Source organism: Gardnerella sp. DNF01204, from assembly GCF_049244145.1.
GTDB classification, from domain to species: domain Bacteria; phylum Actinomycetota; class Actinomycetes; order Actinomycetales; family Bifidobacteriaceae; genus Bifidobacterium; species Bifidobacterium vaginale.
In genome coordinates this window covers 1,458,400-1,475,001 of record NZ_CP058379.1, presented here as the reverse complement: position 1 = coordinate 1,475,001, position 16,602 = coordinate 1,458,400, and the positions used below count along the sequence as shown (strand labels likewise).

At 40.8% G+C, this 16,602-nt stretch carries 13 protein-coding genes and 4 tRNA genes; 16 read left to right on the top strand and 1 reads right to left on the bottom strand.

The window, feature by feature from the left end:
* Positions 1–147: 147 nt before the first annotated feature.
* From groES to fdxA, 9 genes are all read left to right on the top strand, one after another.
* On the top strand, positions 148–441 hold the full coding sequence (groES, locus tag HXT46_RS05870; protein ID WP_004114319.1) for a co-chaperone GroES: 294 nt from the start codon (positions 148–150) through the stop codon (positions 439–441).
* 148 nt (positions 442–589) lie between these two features.
* Positions 590–1,684, top strand: a complete 1,095-nt coding sequence (hisC, locus tag HXT46_RS05865; protein ID WP_004114321.1) for a histidinol-phosphate transaminase — start codon at positions 590–592, stop codon at positions 1,682–1,684.
* Between the two features lie 128 nt (positions 1,685–1,812).
* A tRNA-Tyr gene (locus tag HXT46_RS05860) sits at positions 1,813–1,894 on the top strand.
* Between the two features lies 1 nt (position 1,895).
* Positions 1,896–1,967: transfer RNA gene (locus HXT46_RS05855), tRNA-Thr, on the top strand.
* A 4-nt stretch (positions 1,968–1,971) separates the two neighbouring features.
* Positions 1,972–2,045: transfer RNA gene (locus tag HXT46_RS05850), tRNA-Met, on the top strand.
* A 50-nt stretch (positions 2,046–2,095) separates the two neighbouring features.
* Complete coding sequence (rpmG, locus tag HXT46_RS05845) at positions 2,096–2,266, top strand: 50S ribosomal protein L33 (RefSeq protein ID WP_004114322.1); 171 nt, start codon at positions 2,096–2,098, stop codon at positions 2,264–2,266.
* Between the two features lie 88 nt (positions 2,267–2,354).
* Positions 2,355–3,638, top strand: coding sequence for an FAD-binding protein (locus HXT46_RS05840; RefSeq protein WP_101886617.1), 1,284 nt, complete (start codon positions 2,355–2,357; stop codon positions 3,636–3,638).
* A 213-nt stretch (positions 3,639–3,851) separates the two neighbouring features.
* Positions 3,852–5,462, top strand: a complete 1,611-nt coding sequence (locus HXT46_RS05835; protein WP_004116076.1) for an APC family permease — start codon at positions 3,852–3,854, stop codon at positions 5,460–5,462.
* A gap of 180 nt (positions 5,463–5,642) precedes the next feature.
* A complete protein-coding gene (gene fdxA, locus HXT46_RS05830) occupies positions 5,643–5,963 on the top strand; it encodes a ferredoxin (RefSeq protein WP_004114327.1) in 321 nt (106 codons plus the stop codon).
* Here the strand turns inward: fdxA and dinB are convergent.
* Complete coding sequence (gene dinB, locus HXT46_RS05825) at positions 5,960–7,294, bottom strand: DNA polymerase IV (protein ID WP_004573715.1); 1,335 nt, start codon at positions 7,292–7,294, stop codon at positions 5,960–5,962. The genes fdxA and dinB overlap by 4 nt on opposite strands.
* A 112-nt stretch (positions 7,295–7,406) precedes the next feature.
* Between dinB and HXT46_RS05820 the strand changes: the two genes are divergently transcribed.
* The 7 genes from HXT46_RS05820 (at position 7,407) to malQ (ending at position 16,472) form a co-directional block, all read left to right on the top strand.
* Entirely contained in the window at positions 7,407–8,345 is a 939-nt protein-coding gene (locus HXT46_RS05820; protein WP_004114330.1) for an EamA family transporter, read from the top strand.
* 119 nt (positions 8,346–8,464) lie between these two features.
* Positions 8,465–8,551: transfer RNA gene (locus HXT46_RS05815), tRNA-Ser, on the top strand.
* A 320-nt stretch (positions 8,552–8,871) separates the two neighbouring features.
* Positions 8,872–12,237: a hypothetical protein gene (locus tag HXT46_RS05810; protein ID WP_421785897.1), complete on the top strand. Its 3,366-nt coding sequence runs from the start codon at positions 8,872–8,874 to the stop codon at positions 12,235–12,237.
* A 180-nt stretch (positions 12,238–12,417) separates the two neighbouring features.
* The gene (locus tag HXT46_RS05805) at positions 12,418–12,711 is read left to right on the top strand and encodes a metal-sensitive transcriptional regulator (RefSeq protein ID WP_004114342.1); all 294 of its coding nucleotides are present in this window, start codon (positions 12,418–12,420) and stop codon (positions 12,709–12,711) included.
* Between the two features lie 78 nt (positions 12,712–12,789).
* The gene (locus HXT46_RS05800; protein WP_020759949.1) at positions 12,790–13,431 is read left to right on the top strand and encodes an IMPACT family protein; all 642 of its coding nucleotides are present in this window, start codon (positions 12,790–12,792) and stop codon (positions 13,429–13,431) included.
* Between the two features lie 94 nt (positions 13,432–13,525).
* Positions 13,526–14,194 (top strand): hypothetical protein, encoded by a 669-nt coding sequence (locus HXT46_RS05795; protein ID WP_004138770.1) that lies wholly within the window; start codon positions 13,526–13,528, stop codon positions 14,192–14,194.
* 109 nt (positions 14,195–14,303) lie between these two features.
* Positions 14,304–16,472: a 4-alpha-glucanotransferase gene (gene malQ / locus HXT46_RS05790; RefSeq protein ID WP_004116056.1), complete on the top strand. Its 2,169-nt coding sequence runs from the start codon at positions 14,304–14,306 to the stop codon at positions 16,470–16,472.
* The last annotated feature ends 130 nt before the right edge of the window (positions 16,473–16,602 follow it).

Below are 16,602 nucleotides of genomic sequence, written 5' to 3'. Positions count from 1 at the left end.
TTTCCAAAATTTTAGCACTCTAGTTGGTAGAGTGCTAAAAACGCGCTATTATAAATCACAGTGCGCGATAGTTTTGACGTGATCGTCAGCCTCGTCAATATTATTTGTGCGAATAGTTACATTTCTCTTAAGAAAGAGGTGGCGACAGTGTCGATTAAGCTCACACCGTTGGAAGATAAGATTATTGTTAAGCAAGCTCAGGCAGAAACTCAAACTGCTTCTGGCTTGTATATTCCAGATAACGCTAAGGAAAAGCCACAACAGGGCGAAGTATTGGCTGTTGGACCAGGTCGTCGCGACGACAAGGGTGAGCGCATTCCTATGGACGTTAAAGTTGGAGACAAGGTTCTTTACTCCAAGTATGGCGGCACAGAAGTTCATTACGAAGGCGAAGATTATTTAATTGTTTCGTCTCGTGACGTTCTTGCAATCCTTGGCTGATTTTTGATTAATTGTTTGGTTGATTGCTTTGCTAATCGCTTGTAATTAATCAAATAATATTTGAATCTATTTAACGCTGAAAATAACGGTTCGCCGCTGTTTTCAGCGTTTTTGCTTAATTTGTTTAAGACGCGACTATTATAAAATCATGGATTACAAACACCGCAGTATTCTAGATAGTTTGCCAAATTACAAGCAAGGCAAACCAGCGCCCGCATTAGACGGCATTCGCGCATATAAGATTTCGAGCAACGAAAACCCATTTGAGCCGTTAGAAAGCGTAAAAGACGCTATTTCTAACCGCGCGCTTGGTGTTATTAATCGTTACCCAAATATGCGTGGAACAGAAGTTGTAGAAGAGTTAGCTAAAAAGTTTAGCGTTACTCCCGATGAAGTTGTGCTTGGCTGCGGCTCTACGGAGGTTATTACGCAGCTCGTAGACTTAGTTGCGGGTCCTGGAGACGAAGTTATATACCCTTGGAGAAGCTTTGAGGCATATCCAATTATTGTTACGGGTGCTGGCGCTACAAGCGTTAAAATTCCTAATCGCGCAGATGGGTCGCACGATGTGGACGCAATGATTGATGCAATTAATGAGCGCACGCGTCTTGTTATTTTGAACAATCCAAACAATCCCACATCCGCGCAACTTTCTGATGAGGATGCTAGAAAGGTTTTGGATGCTGTACCAAGCGACGTCTTGGTGCTTATTGACGAAGCGTATGTGCAATTTAACAACGCAAAAGGCACGGCAGATGGCATGCAACTTTACCGCGAATATCCAAACGTTGTTGTTGCTCAAACATTCTCTAAGGCATACGGTTTAGCTGGCTTGCGCATTGGATACGCTATTGGCGCTGCAGATGTTGTAGACGGCATGAGAAAAGTGGCTGTTCCATTTGGAGTAAGCCAAATTGCACAAGTGGCTGCCATTGCCTCTTTGGAACCTCAAGCGCTTGTAGAGATGCGCAACCGCGTAGATGCACTTGTTAAGGAGCGTAATCGCGTTGTAAGCGGTTTGCGTGAACAAGGGTGGAATATTGTCGAGCCGTACGCAAACTTCTTCTGGATGCCGTTTGGTGAAGACACAGAGCGAGCTAATCAGCGTTTTGTTGATGCAGGTCTTTCTGTGCGAGCTTTTGCTGGAGAAGGTATTCGCATAACAATTGCGGAAACAGAAGCAAATGACCGTGTTCTTAAAATATGCGAGTCTTTAAAGAAAGATGGTTTTTCGCTTAAATAATCATATTTTTGACTGCATTTAGATGCGGTTTTTGCCTTTCGGCGTGTCTTAATCTTGCATTAGTCTCGCGTTCGTGGCAAAATAACAAAGTTGCCGTTTGGAGATATTCTTCTCCGTTCGGAAACATTGGCGGGTTACCAGAGCGGCCAAATGGGACTGACTGTAAATCAGTTGCTTCGTGCTTCAGTGGTTCAAATCCACTACCCGCCACGCCTCGATAGCTCAGTGGTAGAGCACTTCCTTGGTAAGGAAGAGGTCGTGAGTCCGATTCTCACTCGAGGCTCTCTGGCGGGGTAGCTCAGCTGGCTAGAGCGTACGACTCATAATCGTAAGGTCAAGAGTTCGAGTCTCTTCCTCGCTACAATGGCCAGCAGGAGTTGGTCAACACACAACATTCTAGAGGTGAACGAAATGGCAAGTAAGAGCGCAGACATCCGTCCAGGCATTACGCTTGCATGCACGGAGTGCAAGGAGCGTAATTACATCACGACGAAGAATCGTCGTAATACGCCTGATCGTCTCGAGTTGAGCAAGTTCTGCCCACGTTGCGGCAAGCATACTCTCCATCGCGAGACTCGCTAAGCGAGTGAGCTTCGGCGAAGTTTTGTAGCTTTATTTACCCCGCGTTTTGCGGGGTTTTTTGTTATTTAGTGCTGTTAGGATTAGGCATATGAGTATGCAATCATCCTTATCGAAATCTGATAATCCAACTTTCGCAGACCTTACAACAATTGGGGTTGGGGGTAGTATTGCTCGTTTTGTAGAGCCTAATAGCAGGGTGGCTGTTATTGAAGCTGTAGAAGATGCCGATTGTGCGGGATTGCCATTGTGTGTTATTGGTGGTGGATCTAATATGCTCGTTAGCGACGAGTTGTTTAACGGAGTTGTTGTGCGCGATGCTCGGCGTGAAATTTGTGTTTTAGATGAGGCGGCTCCTAGCGAAGATGGCGTTGATAAGGATAGTGGAGATTGTTTAGTTCACGTTAGTGCAGAAGCAGGATGCAATTGGGATGATTTTGTATCGCATACGATTCAGCTTGGCTTAGAAGGCGTAGAAGCGCTATCTGGTATTCCTGGAACTGTTGGGGCATCTGTTGTGCAAAACATTGGCGCATATGGTGCGGAAGTGGCGCAAAGCGTTGAATGTGTAGAAGTTTGGGATCGTAAAGATAAAACAACTTTTTATATGAATCTTGCGGATCTTAAGTTTGGATACCGCACGTCTGTTCTTAAAAAAAGCATGTATAAGGCGCCTGGTGTTGCTGCCGATTGCTTCTTCCCAACGCCTAGATATGTTGTTTTATCTGTTACTTTTTGCTTAAAGCATTCAAAAACGGGTGTTGTGGCTCATTCTCAGCTTGCTCACGCGCTTGGCGTGCAAGTTGGCGATAGGATGGAAACATCTAAGATTCGTCGCGAAGTTTTGCGCGTTAGAGCGTCTAAGGGCATGCTTGAAGATGCTATGCGTTACGCAAATAAGTGGATGTGCTACGCAAAAAGCGAGAGCGGTGTTGAGTCTGCGATTAGTCTTCAAAATGAAGACTATGTTTGTGGAGATTTGTTAGACGGCGATTCTAAGTATGCCGATCGTCATAGTTGTGGAAGTTTCTTTATGAATCCGATTTTGACAGAATCTCAGGCAGATTTGCTTCCAGAAGACGCTCCGCGATTTGACGCCACTTTGCCAGATGGATCTAAGGGTGTTAAGACTTCTGCCGCATGGCTTATTGATCATGCAGGATTCCATAAAGGATTTAGGCTTACGCAAAACAATGGTATAAAAAGTGAGGCTGGGTTGTCTTCTTTGCATACTTTGGCATTGACCAATCGCAATAACGCAAAATGCAAAGATATTGTTGATTTAGCGCGCAAAATCATAGATGGTGTTTATGATTCTTTTGGAGTAAAACTTGTTCCAGAGCCTGTTCTAATCGGCATTAACTTAGATTGTTAATGTAAGTTGTTAACACAAATTTAGCATAATTTAACATAATAAATCGCGATTTATGTTGTGATTTTCCGCTGAACACAGTACTATGCTCTTTTAATATCGTAAAAATTATTGTTTGATGGCACTTAATGTGTGTTGAACTGTATTTTTTGCTATTAATAACATATATACCCTTATATGGAATGTTTTAGACGTAGTTTTAGAGAAGGTTGGATTATGCAAATATGGAGAAAAAAGTCTGTTGAACAGACTATTGCAGAAACAATGGATGGTGATCGCCATCTTAAGCGTACGTTAAATGCATGGGATCTTGCCGTTATGGGAGTAGCTGTGGCTGTTGGTGCTGGCATCTTCTCCGTTGGTGCTCAGGCTGCAGCGTTCCACGCAGGTCCTGCAGTTATTATTAGCTTTATCATCGCTGGTATTGTTTGCGGAACGGCTGCAATGTGCTACGCGGAGTTTGCTTCGATGATTCCTGTTGCTGGTTCTGCATACACCTTTACGTATACTACAGTAGGCGAGCTTATTGCTTGGATTATTGGTTGGGATATGATTCTGGAAATGCTTATGGCAGGATCCGTTATAGCCAAATATTGGGGCGTTTATCTTAACGATTTAATGCACTTGTTTGGTCTTAATGTATCTACTTCTGTAAAGCTGGGTAATTTTACTTTCGATCTTGCTCCAGTAGTTATCGTTGCATTCTTTACGATTATGCTTGTTGTTGGAACAAAGCTTTCTGCTCGTTTTGATGGCGCTTTAACAATCTTGAAGATTGGTATTGTTCTGTTCGTTGTTGTTGTTGGATTCTTCTACATTAAGGCTTCTAACTTCACTCCATTCGTTCCACCTGCAACAGATGTTGCTAGCGTTAAGGGAATCCACGTTTCTGGCACAATGAGCCAGCCGCTTTGGCAATGGCTTACTGGCATGCAGCCAGCTGTTTACGGTGTTACTGGTATTCTTTCTGGCGCAGCACTTGTGTTCTTTGCATTTATTGGATTCGACGTTGTTGCAACTACGGCAGAAGAAACTAAGGACCCACACAAGAACATTCCTAAGGGCATTGGTCTTGGTCTTTTGATTGTGACTGTTCTTTACATTCTTGTTGCTGTTGTTACAACTGGCATGGTTTCGTACAAGGATTTGGCTAAGCAAGAGGCTCCTTCTCTTTCTACAAGCTTTGAGCTTGTAGGCGCAACTTGGGCAGCAAAGATTATTTCTCTTGGCATTGTAATCGGCTTAACAACTGTTGTTATGGTTCTTCTTCTTGGTCTTACGCGTATCGTGTTTGCTGTGAGCCGCGATGGTCTTCTTCCTCGTAGCTTCTCTAAGGTTAGCAAACGCGGCATTCCTGCACGTATTCAGATTGTTTCTGGCATTGTAGTTGCTATAATCGCTTCTACATTAGATATTGGAATTCTTTCTGATATGGTGAATATCGGTACGCTTTCTGCATTCTTGCTCGTTTCTGCTGGTGTTCCGATTATGCGTATGCGTAGACCAGATTTGCACCGATCCTTTATGGTTCCATGGAATCCAGTTTTGCCTATTTTTGCTGCGCTTTCTACGTTCTGGCTTATGCTAAACCTTTCCGTGCTTACATGGATTCGTTTTGCGATTTGGCTTGCGATTGGCTTTGCAGTATACTTCGGCTATTCCTACCGCAATTCTTTGCTTGGAAGGCAGTTACGCAAGGCTAAGAAGCTTGGTGTTCCTGTAGAGTCATTGTTTGCTCAAGATGCTGTTGCAGCTGAAAAGATGGCTCAGGGAGAATCTGAAGACCAGGCTCGTGCAGAAGCTGCTCAAGAGACAGGTAATAATTGATTATAAAATCTTGAATTAAGATATTATCTTATTTTTAGATTTATTGATTCTAATCACGTTGAGTCGGCATGCGGTTTTACGCGTGTCGACTCAATTAGTTTTGCGCGCCGTGTTTGCACTATAATAGAAAAGTTAAATTGTTTCATTAGAGCAAAAGAATGCAGAAGGGGGGCGTTTGTTATGCCTTATGTTATTGCAGAACCTTGTGTTGACGTTAAGGATAAAGCTTGTGTTGACGAGTGCCCTGTTGATTGCATTTATGAAGGCGATCGTACGCTTTATATAAACCCTAATGAATGTGTTGATTGTGGTGCTTGTGAACCAGCTTGTCCTGTAGAAGCCATTTTCTACGAGGACGATGTTCCAGAAGAGTGGGAATGGTATAAAGACGCTGCAGTAGAGTACTTTAACAAACTTGGTGATTTAGGTGGAGCGCAAGAAGCTGGTCCATCTGGCTGGGATGAAGATCGTGTAGCTGCTCTTCCTAAAAGAGATGCTTAAATACCTAGTTGCGCCGCATTGTTTCCATATTTTTCTCTTACAGCATCTAAAACATGTTCTGCGTGACTTATTCGTGCATAAGTATTTTTTACTGCGTTTTCTCTAATTGATGTTGAATTTTTGTATGTATCGTTGTTTATTACGGTTTCTCTTTTGCTTTCTTCAAGAATGTCATTAATAGTTGGCTGAATGAAAGTTTTGCTGCATTTCACAAGATTACTAGCGCTTACTCCTGCCAGCCTAACTGGGCTTAATAAGCAAATATTATTTCCGCCTAATTTATGATTGTGTACTATAGGGTCTGCATCCATTAACAATGAGTCAACGTGCTTATATAATTCATGGGAAGAATCCGTTGCGTTTCTTAACGTTTTAGATCTAGTAACATAGTGCAAATCGCTGAATCGTAGCTTTAACGTGACAGTTTTGGTTGCCATATTGCGTTTGCGTAGTTCTTGCGCCACGTCATTGCAGCAGTGCCTGATCAGGTTTTTCACTGCTGCAATATCTGTGGTGTCAGAATTGAGAGTTTGTTCTGTACCAATGGATTTTTCTGGAACATGGGGCATGACTTGCCGATTGTCGATTCCGCGCGAAGTGTTATAAAGCATTTGTGCAACAATCTTAGAGCCAGCAATTCGTTCCAGAGTCTTTTCATCTATATTTCTTAGTGTTTCTATACTATTTATTCCCCATGCTGCTAGCTTTTTTGCCAGAGCTGGTCCAATTCCTGGTATTGCTCGTAATGGCATTATTGACACAAAGTCAGCGTTGCGGTTCTGGGGGACAACCAGCATTCCATTTGGCTTTGCATTTGTTGATGCCATTTTTGCTATTAATTTATTGGATGCTATTCCCACTGAGCAGGTGATATGAAACTTACGCGCGACTTCGCTTCGTATCCATTCGCCTATAACAATAGGCGAATGCCAGCGTAAAAGTGCGGAGTTAACATCCATATAACATTCGTCTACAGAGACTCGTTCAACCCTATCTGTGATTTTTGAAAAAACCTCCTTAAAAATCCTAGATGAAATGGAAACGTAGTATGGCATATCTACCGGCAAGAAAATGCCATTAGGGCACAAGCTTCGTGCTCGCGCTGTAGGCATAGCTGAATTCACGCCATACTTACGTGCCTCGTAGCTGGCTGCCGAAACTACGGAGCGCGAGCCTGTACCAATAATCACAGGTTTACCGAGTAACCTAGGATTACGCGCCGCCTCGAGTGATGCGTAAAACGCATCCATATCGATATGAAGTATTGTGCAGCCAGATGTGTCATGCCCCCAGTCGCGTTTAGCTGCTGTAACTCGAGGTGCTGTGCTCATGGATTTATGGTAGAACAAACGTTCGATTTTATCTATAGTGTGTCGCAATAAATTTTACGAAAAATATAGTCAAAATATGCAAATATAACTACTGCCGTGTAGGGTATGCTGTATGAAACAAATCATAGTGAACGCGCTAAATCGCATGCCTGTTTTGCTGATTGTTGTTGTAGAAGCGGCGATGGTTTATTTAGCAACATCAATAGCGAAAGTCGCGTTTAGTCAGCTCGATCCGTTGTATTCTGTGTGGTATCGCGTTGGATTTATGACTTTGTTTTTACTTGCTTGGAGAAGACCTTTTTCGCACAAAAAACGCGCGCACAATTCTTTGCCTAAAACGTTAAAAGAATGGTTAATTGTTGTTGCAGTAGGAATTTCCGTTGTTCTTATGAACACCATGTTCTATTTAGCTATTAGCTGTATGGCTGTGGGGGTCGCAGTTACTATCGAGTTTGTAGGACCGCTTATGGTTGCTGTTATAACAGGTAAAACGTGGCGTGAGCGCATTGGTATAGTTATTGCCGCGTGTGGAATCGTGCTTCTTGCAAGCGCTTCTATGGGTTCTAATGAAAGTCCGCATTTTCTTGTTGGATTAGTTGCAATTCTTATTGGCGGATCCATGTGGGGAATGTATATTGTCTCTGGGCGAATGTTGGCTAGAGGTTCTAATGCTATAGACAGAGTTAGTGTAGCTATTTTAATTGGATGGTTGTTGCAGTCTAGCGTACTTGCAGTTCCTGCGATTTCTCATGTTATATACCCTAAGCCAGGAGCTACTTGGGCTGCACAGTCTGGCGGTTCTATAAAGCTTTTAGCTTTGATGGTTGTTATTGCGATATGCGCATCTTTTATTCCTACGCTGTTGGATCAAGTTCTTTTAAAGCGCGTGTCTTCGGCAAGATATTCTGTTATGCAGGCTTTATATCCTGCTATTGCTGCAGTTGTTGGAATGGGATTTGGAGAAGTGCCAACTTGGATTGATGTTTGTGGAATGGCTCTAGTTATGTTGGCTGTTGCGATTACATTTTCAGGAGACCATAATCCTGCATAAATTTTGCTGTTTGGCTATTCAATCCACTTTTGTGTGTTTGGTGTGTCGCTGAAGCATTGTGCACGTCCTCAAGAGGTGATATAGTCTGAATCTGTTGCTATCTTGAATAGCTACAAAGTGGAGTCATGCCTGAGTGGCCGATAGGGGCACCCTGCTAAGGTGTTAGTCGTGTAAGCGGCTCGAGAGTTCGAATCTCTCTGACTCCGCGGTTTTAGCTCTAAATCGTTGATTTTTCAGTGATTTAGAGCTTTTTGCGTTTTGGGTAGATTCCCGTAATTACAATTTTTTTTCCTTGAGATATTTTGGGCTATAACCACTGTTCCTCATTGGATAGTCGCCAGCAACCGCAAGAATTGTGGATAACTCTGTGGATAAGTCGCCTTTAAAATAGGCTTTAACCACATTGATAAATTTTTATTTACATAATTAAATCCCTAAATCATAGTTAGAGCATGAGCGATTTTTCGTTCATCGTGGCTAGCAAAACGTTTGTCACGTAAGAGAAAACAACGTTTAAGGAGTTGATATGGGAAAACATGTATGTAAAAAGATTCCAATCTTTTTACGCAATAAGCGCACGCGAATGTTCTCTTTACTGACAGCGTTGCTGGCGACTATTGCAATTGTTGTTGGAAATGGTGTAATTAGCGGAGCATATGCGTTTGACGATATTCCTACGTATATAAGCAATTACTATGGTTGCGGAGCTGAAGGTGACCATAGATTGTATTCAGTTAATGACGACATTACATATTGCGTTGATCTTTATGAGTCTGGAAACGCGTTTGCAGATACTTCTTGGGGTCCTGTAGTAAATAATCGTGATGTTGCGATTGCTGCAATGATGATAAAACTGAGCGTTAATGGAAAGTATTGGCGCGGTGACTATAGAGACAGAGTCGCAATTGCTTATGCTATTCATGAACATTTTGAAGATAAAGACAAATGGAATAATGCGAAACAGCATTCGTTCACCAGTACTAAAGATTTTAGTGAAATAGCTGCTAAAGCTGATGAACTTTGGAATGAAGCTGCTAGCAAAATTCCTACAAAAGTTTCATTTGAAAATTTGTATGGGACTTCAGGCAATTCTGGTGAAATAAAAGTAAAAGCAGAAGGAGTTCTAAGAACAGCATATAACGGTGATGACGGTGTTGATTTTAAAATAACTGCATCGAATAGAAATATTATGTTCAAAGATAACTATTATTACAACAATAATGAATTAAAAGCAGAACGCAAAGGTTTTATACGTACAGACAAAGATTATTCAGATGAATTTGTTTGGGTTGCGTCTGGAGAAGGCAAAGTTGATATTAATGGCGAATATTATCTTCCAAACTTGGAGAGAAGAGATACAAAAAGCGGTTGCTACTTGCTTAGGTTGTCGCAATCTCCTGTGAAATATAATATTGATAGTTCAATTTCTATTGATGCGCATAGAGATTTTTACCCAGCTGTTACATCAAAATCTGAAGTTAAAAAGTTAAAACTAGGCGATTCTGTAGAAGGTAATGTAAAAAGTAGCGTTAATAACGAAGAGAATAAGCCTTGGATTGAAAATAAGAAGATTCGTGCGCGCGGATACTACTTTGTAGGATCGTATGAAAATATTCTAAAAGAACGTGCAGTGGGTAGTAGCGTAGATGACTACATAAAAGAGTTGCGCGCTGATTCTAGCATTAGACAAGTAGGTGCAAGTGACGTTTACTTTACTAAATCAGGTGAAGAAGCTAAAACAGTTGTTCATGTAACAAATGGAGATATGAAACCAGAAAATCTTGAAAAAGCAACAGAATATAAAGTTGGTGAACAAGATGCTGGACTATTTGGTACATGGGTTTGGACTATTGCTAAAAATGAGCAAGATAATGACGTTAAAGATTTTGTTTCTAGTGATTTTATTGAAGGTTTTGGTAAAGCACAATCTACTTTAACTCATATGGCAAAAGTAAACATAAAACATGTTAAAAATGCTAAAAATAAAGATTCAAATGAAGTATCAGATACGATTGTTGTTAGTGGCGCGCCAAAAGATTACGGAATGTTTAAAGGCAATAAAGAGTATGGATTTGATGGCGATGAAAATATGAAAGTTCGCTTGTGGTGGATTGGGTATGAAAATGGCACTGTTGATAAAGAGTCTATGAGTAAGTTAAATCCAAAATCAGATAAAGAGCCTGAGGAAGACGATAATCACAAGAAAATTGGCGAATGGTCAGTTCCGCTTAGAAATGGCGTTTATACGATTGCTAACGGAAAAGTGATGCTAAAGGAAGATTCTGCGGATGGCGCTGGTAATAGTGGTGCTGTTGGCAATAGTGAAAAGGGTAATGAAAAAGAAGAGTCAGAGCTTGGAAAGAAAGTTGCCGATATTGTTAATTTGAAGTCTGGCAATTCGGGCGAAAGTGGAATGTATGTGTTTGTATATGATTTCCCTGGTTCTTCTAGAGCAGAAGCGTTTAAAACAGCGTTTAACGATGAAGACAGTAGAAGCATATTTACTCAAGAAAAAGAAGAGCATAAAACAGTAAATAATAATTCTGCAGGTAATGCTGGTGATGTAAAGCCGAGTGGTGGCGCAAAGCCGAATGGTGATAAGCCGAATGGTGGGTCTAAGCCGAGTGTCGGAGATGTAAAACCAAATGATGACGTGAAACCAAATGGTAATAAGCCAAATGGTGATGAGAAGCCGAACGGTGACGTTAAGCTGAATGGTGGTGATAAACCGAGTGGTGATGTAAAGCCAAGTGGTGATGCGAAGCCGAATGGTGGTGATAAGCCGAGTGGTGATGTAAAGCCAAGTGGTGATGCGAAGCCGAATGGTGGTAATAAAAGTGATAACGTATCTACGAATAACAATGATAATAAAGTAAACAACAATGATAATAAAGTAGAAGAATCTGGTGAAGTCACTAAGAATGAGATAGATCCAAAAACGTCTGCTGGAGGCGCTGTTGTAGACAATATCGTCAACAAGCAAAACTCTCATGATCAAGGTGCGCAACAAAATAATAAACAAGATACTCAGTCAAATACGCAGCCAAATACTAATCAAAATACACAAAGTCAAGGCAATAGTACCCAAACTGCGCAGAATCAAGGTGGTCAAAATGCTGGTTCGCAAAAACAACATAAGCAAACTGGTGATGTTGAAGGTAAACAAAATAGCAATATTAATGCAGATAGTTCTCAGAGTGGTTCTGATTCTCATTCTGCTGTTAATAGTGATAATACAAATGTAAACGGTTCTTCGCAAAAGAATAATGAAAGTAACAAAGTCGATAAAAGTGATAAAGAAAATAATGCTGGCGTAGTAGATAAAACAAACGCAGGTAAATCAGGTAAATCAGATAATGCTGGGAATGCTGGTAACACAGATAATGCTGGTAAATCAGATAATGCAAGAAACGCTGGTAGTGCTGGTAAATCAGATAAATCTGTGAATGCAGAGAATACGGAAAATGCCGATAATGAGAATTTGAGTAGCAAAAATGTTCACAGTGATAAAGCAGATAAGTCATCTAAGAAAGATTCTGGTAGTAGTGTAACTGTGCATAAAGGCAATACGAATAGTGATAAAAAAGATGGTCGCACAACAAAGAAAGCAGCTTCTGCAGCGGTTTCCAACCTAAATACTGATGAACAGAATGATGATAAATTTAAAAAAGGAGCATCTGGTTTAGGATCTGAGTTTCTTGCAGAAAGCCAATCAGAGTATACAAATACAAAAAGGAATAAGCGCAGGCATGCTCGTGCAGGTGTTGTAAGTGCCACATCTTTATTTAATGCTGGTATAAAAATTGAGAGTGTTTTGATGCTTTCTATGGCAGTATTACTTATTGCTGGTGCTATAGTTTTGGGAAAAAATATATATCGCGTTGTATATTAACAAAATATTAAATACAAATAAAATTGTTGCGTTGTATAATATGCATAATTTATTCTATAGATATCGTTTTCTATAGATATAGTTTATTGACGTGGCGTAGTTTATGCATGCATACTATACAACGCACAATTTTGATATAGACAATATGTAAGAAGTACTGTTTATACTACGAGGTTTTATATGAGCGACTACAACATAGATAAAGAAAAAATGTTGGTTCGTCTACATAGGGTATGTGGACAGGTTCATGCTGTTGAGAATATGATCGAAAAGGGAGAAGATTATACAAATATTCTTATGCAGCTTTCTGCTTCTACTGCAGCTCTTAGAGCTGTTGCTCTTATAGTTGCTCATCAGGAAATCTCAAAAGCTTTAGAGGCGGCGCAAAATGCTTCAGATCAAAAAGTTACCGACAAGAAAGTTGCTGAACTTGTTGATGTTGTAGATCATTTAATGAGATACGATAAATCGTGATTTGTGATTCTAACGGTTTCGTATGATTTATCGATAGCGTTTAAACTGTTTGAATTGAAAACGATTTGAATATTAAGTATGAATAATATGCGAACCGTAACTGATTTATGCGAAAATCCTGCGCACTTTGCCTTCGTGGAAAAGAAGTCTGAATTTATTTCAGATGCTTGCCATATAACAACTCTTGAAGAAGCAATAGATTTTGTAGAGTCTATTAGGCTAAAACATCCTAAGGCGCGGCACGTGGCTTATGCTGCTGTGTGCGGAGACAATAATGGCAGACTGTGTGAGCGCATGAGTGACGACGGAGAGCCTTCAGGTACTGCTGGGAAACCTATTCTAGATGTTGTAAGGGCTTCTAATCTTACAGATACAGTTGTAACAGTTACGCGTTATTTTGGTGGGATTTTGCTTGGCTCTGGTGGATTGATGCGCGCTTATTCACATGCAGCAGCTGGCGCTATACAGTCGAGCAAAATGGCAGATATCATAGAATGTAATTGTTTTTCTTGCAAAGTCGAATATACTCAGCTAAGAATGTTTAAAAGCTTATTGTTAAAACATAACGCAGAAATTATGGATGAAGAATACGGAATTTCTGTAGATTTAAAGGTTTGTGTTCCTTTTGAAGAGTCAGACAGATTTTTAGAATCAGTAAAAAATACATTTTCAGCTATAATAATTCCTAAATCATGTGGTGTTTACAGTAGGATTTCCTGATAAAGTTTTTCTCACCTTGTCGGTTTTAGAATTTGTGTCGTAAAACTGATACATTATATTGGATATTGGTAGCTAAAAGGTTGGTGAGTAGATTATGAGTGATATACAAGATCAAAATAATCTTGAACACAATGATGATTCGCATAGTAATTCTCATGACGATTCTCATGAAATTTATGAGCCTTTGACATCTATTTATGAGCGTTTACGCCACTCCAGTAATTCTAAAGAGCTTCACGAATTTGCTGTAAAAGAACTCCCAGATAGAGCAGATCAAGCAGAATTTTCTAGGGCTACGGCATTACTAGAAGCTGTAGCAGGCAACATAAATACTCCAGAAGAAGATCGTATTCATCTAGCAACAGTGATGCCATTCCCTAATATTTTGGTTAAACTTTCACAGGATAAATCTGATAACGTTCGTTTAGCTGTTGCTAAAAATCGTAATGCTAAAAATTGGCTAGTAGGAAGACTTACTAAAGATTCTTGCGGAGAAGTTAGAGATGCTGCATTGTGCAATCCGCAGACATCATGGAAAATGCGTCTCGAGGGTGCTCAAACCGAAGGCGTTGGGGCACAAACATTAGATTACTTAGCCTCACTTGGTGTAGGTGAAGAAAGTAAGGATTCGCCAGTACTTTCCGCAATGGTAAGAAGAGCAGTGGCGCTTAATCCTGGTGTGTCGCAGTCAACATTGATAGCTTTGTCAAAAGACAAAGACCCAGATGTTTCCTCTGCCGCATTAGAAGTTTTAAATAAATAAAGTTTTAAATAAATAAAAAAATTTAGATAAGTCTTGAGTGTAAAATTAAATTAAACAATAATTGCATACGTTTGCATAAAAAACTCACATATATACTACGATGGAAACTATGAACAATAAAAATGAAGAAAGTACTCAGCAAACAAGCCCATTAAGGCGTTTGGCTGAGTTAATGGGAGTGCGCTCCAAATTCGTTGGATCGGATGGAATAGAACATCAGATTGCTGATAACGTGCTTGTAAAAGTATTGCGCTCTCTGTGCGTAGATGCAAGTACTGATAAAGCGATTGAAGAATCAATGCAGAAGATTCTTTTGGAACGTCATACACGTTTAGTTGCTCCAACGGTGTTGCATACAGTTGGTAAAGAAGACACTGTTATAATCAACACAGGTATTTTGGAGTATCCTACAGCAACTTTGATATTGGAAGATGGAGAACAGTACCAAGGTGACTTGCAGATTTCTCCATGTAAAGATGATGTTGCGTTCCCTGTTAATGGCACTTTTGTGGCAAGCTCTTTGTTGACAATTCCAGCAGACGTGCCTATGGGGTATCACACTCTACGAATAAGCGTTGCGGATCGAGTAGAAGAGGCGTCACTTATTAGTGCTCCAGAAAGCATTGATACTCTAGAAAAGCTTGAAAAAGATGGAAAGCAGATTTGGGGATGGATGGCTCAGCTTTATTCCATTCGTTCTTCTAAGTCTTGGGGTGTTGGCGATTACGCAGATTTAGCTGATCTTCTTGTGCAATCAAAGAAAAAAACAGGTGCAGATTTTGTGCTTGTAAACCCATTGCATGCAGGTGAACCAGTTGCACCATTAACGCCGTCTCCTTATTTGCCAGTCGCAAGAGGAATGGTTAATGTAACCTATATTCGCCCAGAAATAATTCCAGAATATGATTCGCTTAATGATAAGGATCGTAAGACTGTTGACGATCTTCATAACGAAGTAGAGCCTCTTAATAATGATGCTCAAATTGTTGATCGTGACTCCATGTGGCGAGTAAAAATGCATGCTTTGTGGATTATTTTTAAGTCTGGACTTTCTGCTGAACGCTCCGAAGAATTTGAAGCATTTAAGCAGGACATGGGTGAGCGTCTTGAATCTTATGCAACTTGGTGCCTTTGCTACGATAAGTGGGGTGCTCCTAAGGGAGAAGACTGCTGGGAGAAGCATCTTACTAAAGATTCCGATGAGATTAGCGCTTTATGTAAACAATTCCCAGATACTCTAGAGTTTTATCGTTGGCTTGAGTGGATTGCGTTTACGCAATTGCATGATGCTCAAGTTGCAGCTAAAAATGCGGGTATGCGCATTGGCATTATGTCGGATATGGCTGTTGGCGTGCATCCTGCAGGCTCCGAGGTTTGGTGGAATCCAGAGCGATTTGCCAATGGTGCTTGCGTAGGTGCTCCTCCTGATTACTTCAATCAGCAGGGTCAAAACTGGTCTCAGCCTCCGCTTAATCCATTCGAGCTTGAGCGCACTGGATTTAAAGTGTACAAAGATATGGTTCACGGAATGTTTGCGTCTGCTGGCGCTGTGCGAATTGACCATATTCTTGGGCTTTTCCGCTTATGGTGGATTCCAGAAGGATCTACTCCAGGTGACGGAGCTTACGTTTACTATGATGCAGACGTTATGCTTGGCATTCTTGCGATTGAAGCTACGCGCGCAAATGGTGTTGTAGTTGGAGAAGACCTTGGTGTTGTGCCAGCTGAAACTTTGGAAGTTTTGGCTAAGAATAAGGTTCTTGGATGCACGGTTGAGTGGTTTGAACAGAGGGATGGTGCATTCCGCGAGCCTAAGAAGTGGCGCGAAATGACGCTTGCTTCTGTAAATACTCACGATTTGCCACCTGCTGCAGGATACTTAAACTACGAGCACGTTAATATTCGCGAGCGTTTGAATCTTCTTTCGGGATCCGTAGAAGAATTCCGCGCTGGTGCTGTTAAAGAGCATAATGCAATGCTGAAAATGCTTGTTTCTGGAGGTTTCTTAGACAAGAAGGCTCTAGAAAATGAATCTGAGCATGAGCAAGAGATTGTAGAAGCATTATATCGAGCACTTAAAGCTGCTCCTTCCAAGCTGCTTGCTGCATCCATTGTTGATGCAACGGGTGAGCATCGTGCTCAAAATCAGCCTGGTACCAATGATGAATATCCAAATTGGCGTATTCCTTTGGCTGATGCTAATTGTAATCCTGTTCTTTTAGACAACTTATTTGACTTGCCTAGAGTTAAGTCTTTAGCGCAAATCATGAATAAGTAGTTCTAGATGCGTGATTAATTGCGGGCTGTAGCGTTTATTGATATTCGCGAGCGTTGCAGTCCGCATTGTATGTAAAATAGGAATTTGCAAATAGTCGTCATATGGCGATATACTTGCAGATTGTTGTGTT

Excerpts from the sequence above, each read along its gene's own strand:
- HXT46_RS05820 (WP_004114330.1), top strand. The coding sequence starts at position 7,407 with ATGAAACAAATCATAGTGAACGCGCTAAATCGCATGCCTGTTTTGCTG.
- HXT46_RS05835 (WP_004116076.1), top strand. The coding sequence starts at position 3,852 with ATGCAAATATGGAGAAAAAAGTCTGTTGAACAGACTATTGCAGAAACA.
- fdxA (WP_004114327.1), top strand. The coding sequence starts at position 5,643 with ATGCCTTATGTTATTGCAGAACCTTGTGTTGACGTTAAGGATAAAGCT.
- malQ (WP_004116056.1), top strand. The coding sequence starts at position 14,304 with ATGAACAATAAAAATGAAGAAAGTACTCAGCAAACAAGCCCATTAAGG.
- HXT46_RS05795 (WP_004138770.1), top strand. The coding sequence starts at position 13,526 with ATGAGTGATATACAAGATCAAAATAATCTTGAACACAATGATGATTCG.
- HXT46_RS05800 (WP_020759949.1), top strand. The coding sequence starts at position 12,790 with ATGAATAATATGCGAACCGTAACTGATTTATGCGAAAATCCTGCGCAC.
- HXT46_RS05805 (WP_004114342.1), top strand. The coding sequence starts at position 12,418 with ATGAGCGACTACAACATAGATAAAGAAAAAATGTTGGTTCGTCTACAT.
- rpmG (WP_004114322.1), top strand. The coding sequence starts at position 2,096 with ATGGCAAGTAAGAGCGCAGACATCCGTCCAGGCATTACGCTTGCATGC.
- dinB (WP_004573715.1), bottom strand. The coding sequence starts at position 7,294 with ATGAGCACAGCACCTCGAGTTACAGCAGCTAAACGCGACTGGGGGCAT.
- HXT46_RS05810 (WP_421785897.1), top strand. The coding sequence starts at position 8,872 with ATGGGAAAACATGTATGTAAAAAGATTCCAATCTTTTTACGCAATAAG.
- hisC (WP_004114321.1), top strand. The coding sequence starts at position 590 with ATGGATTACAAACACCGCAGTATTCTAGATAGTTTGCCAAATTACAAG.
- HXT46_RS05840 (WP_101886617.1), top strand. The coding sequence starts at position 2,355 with ATGAGTATGCAATCATCCTTATCGAAATCTGATAATCCAACTTTCGCA.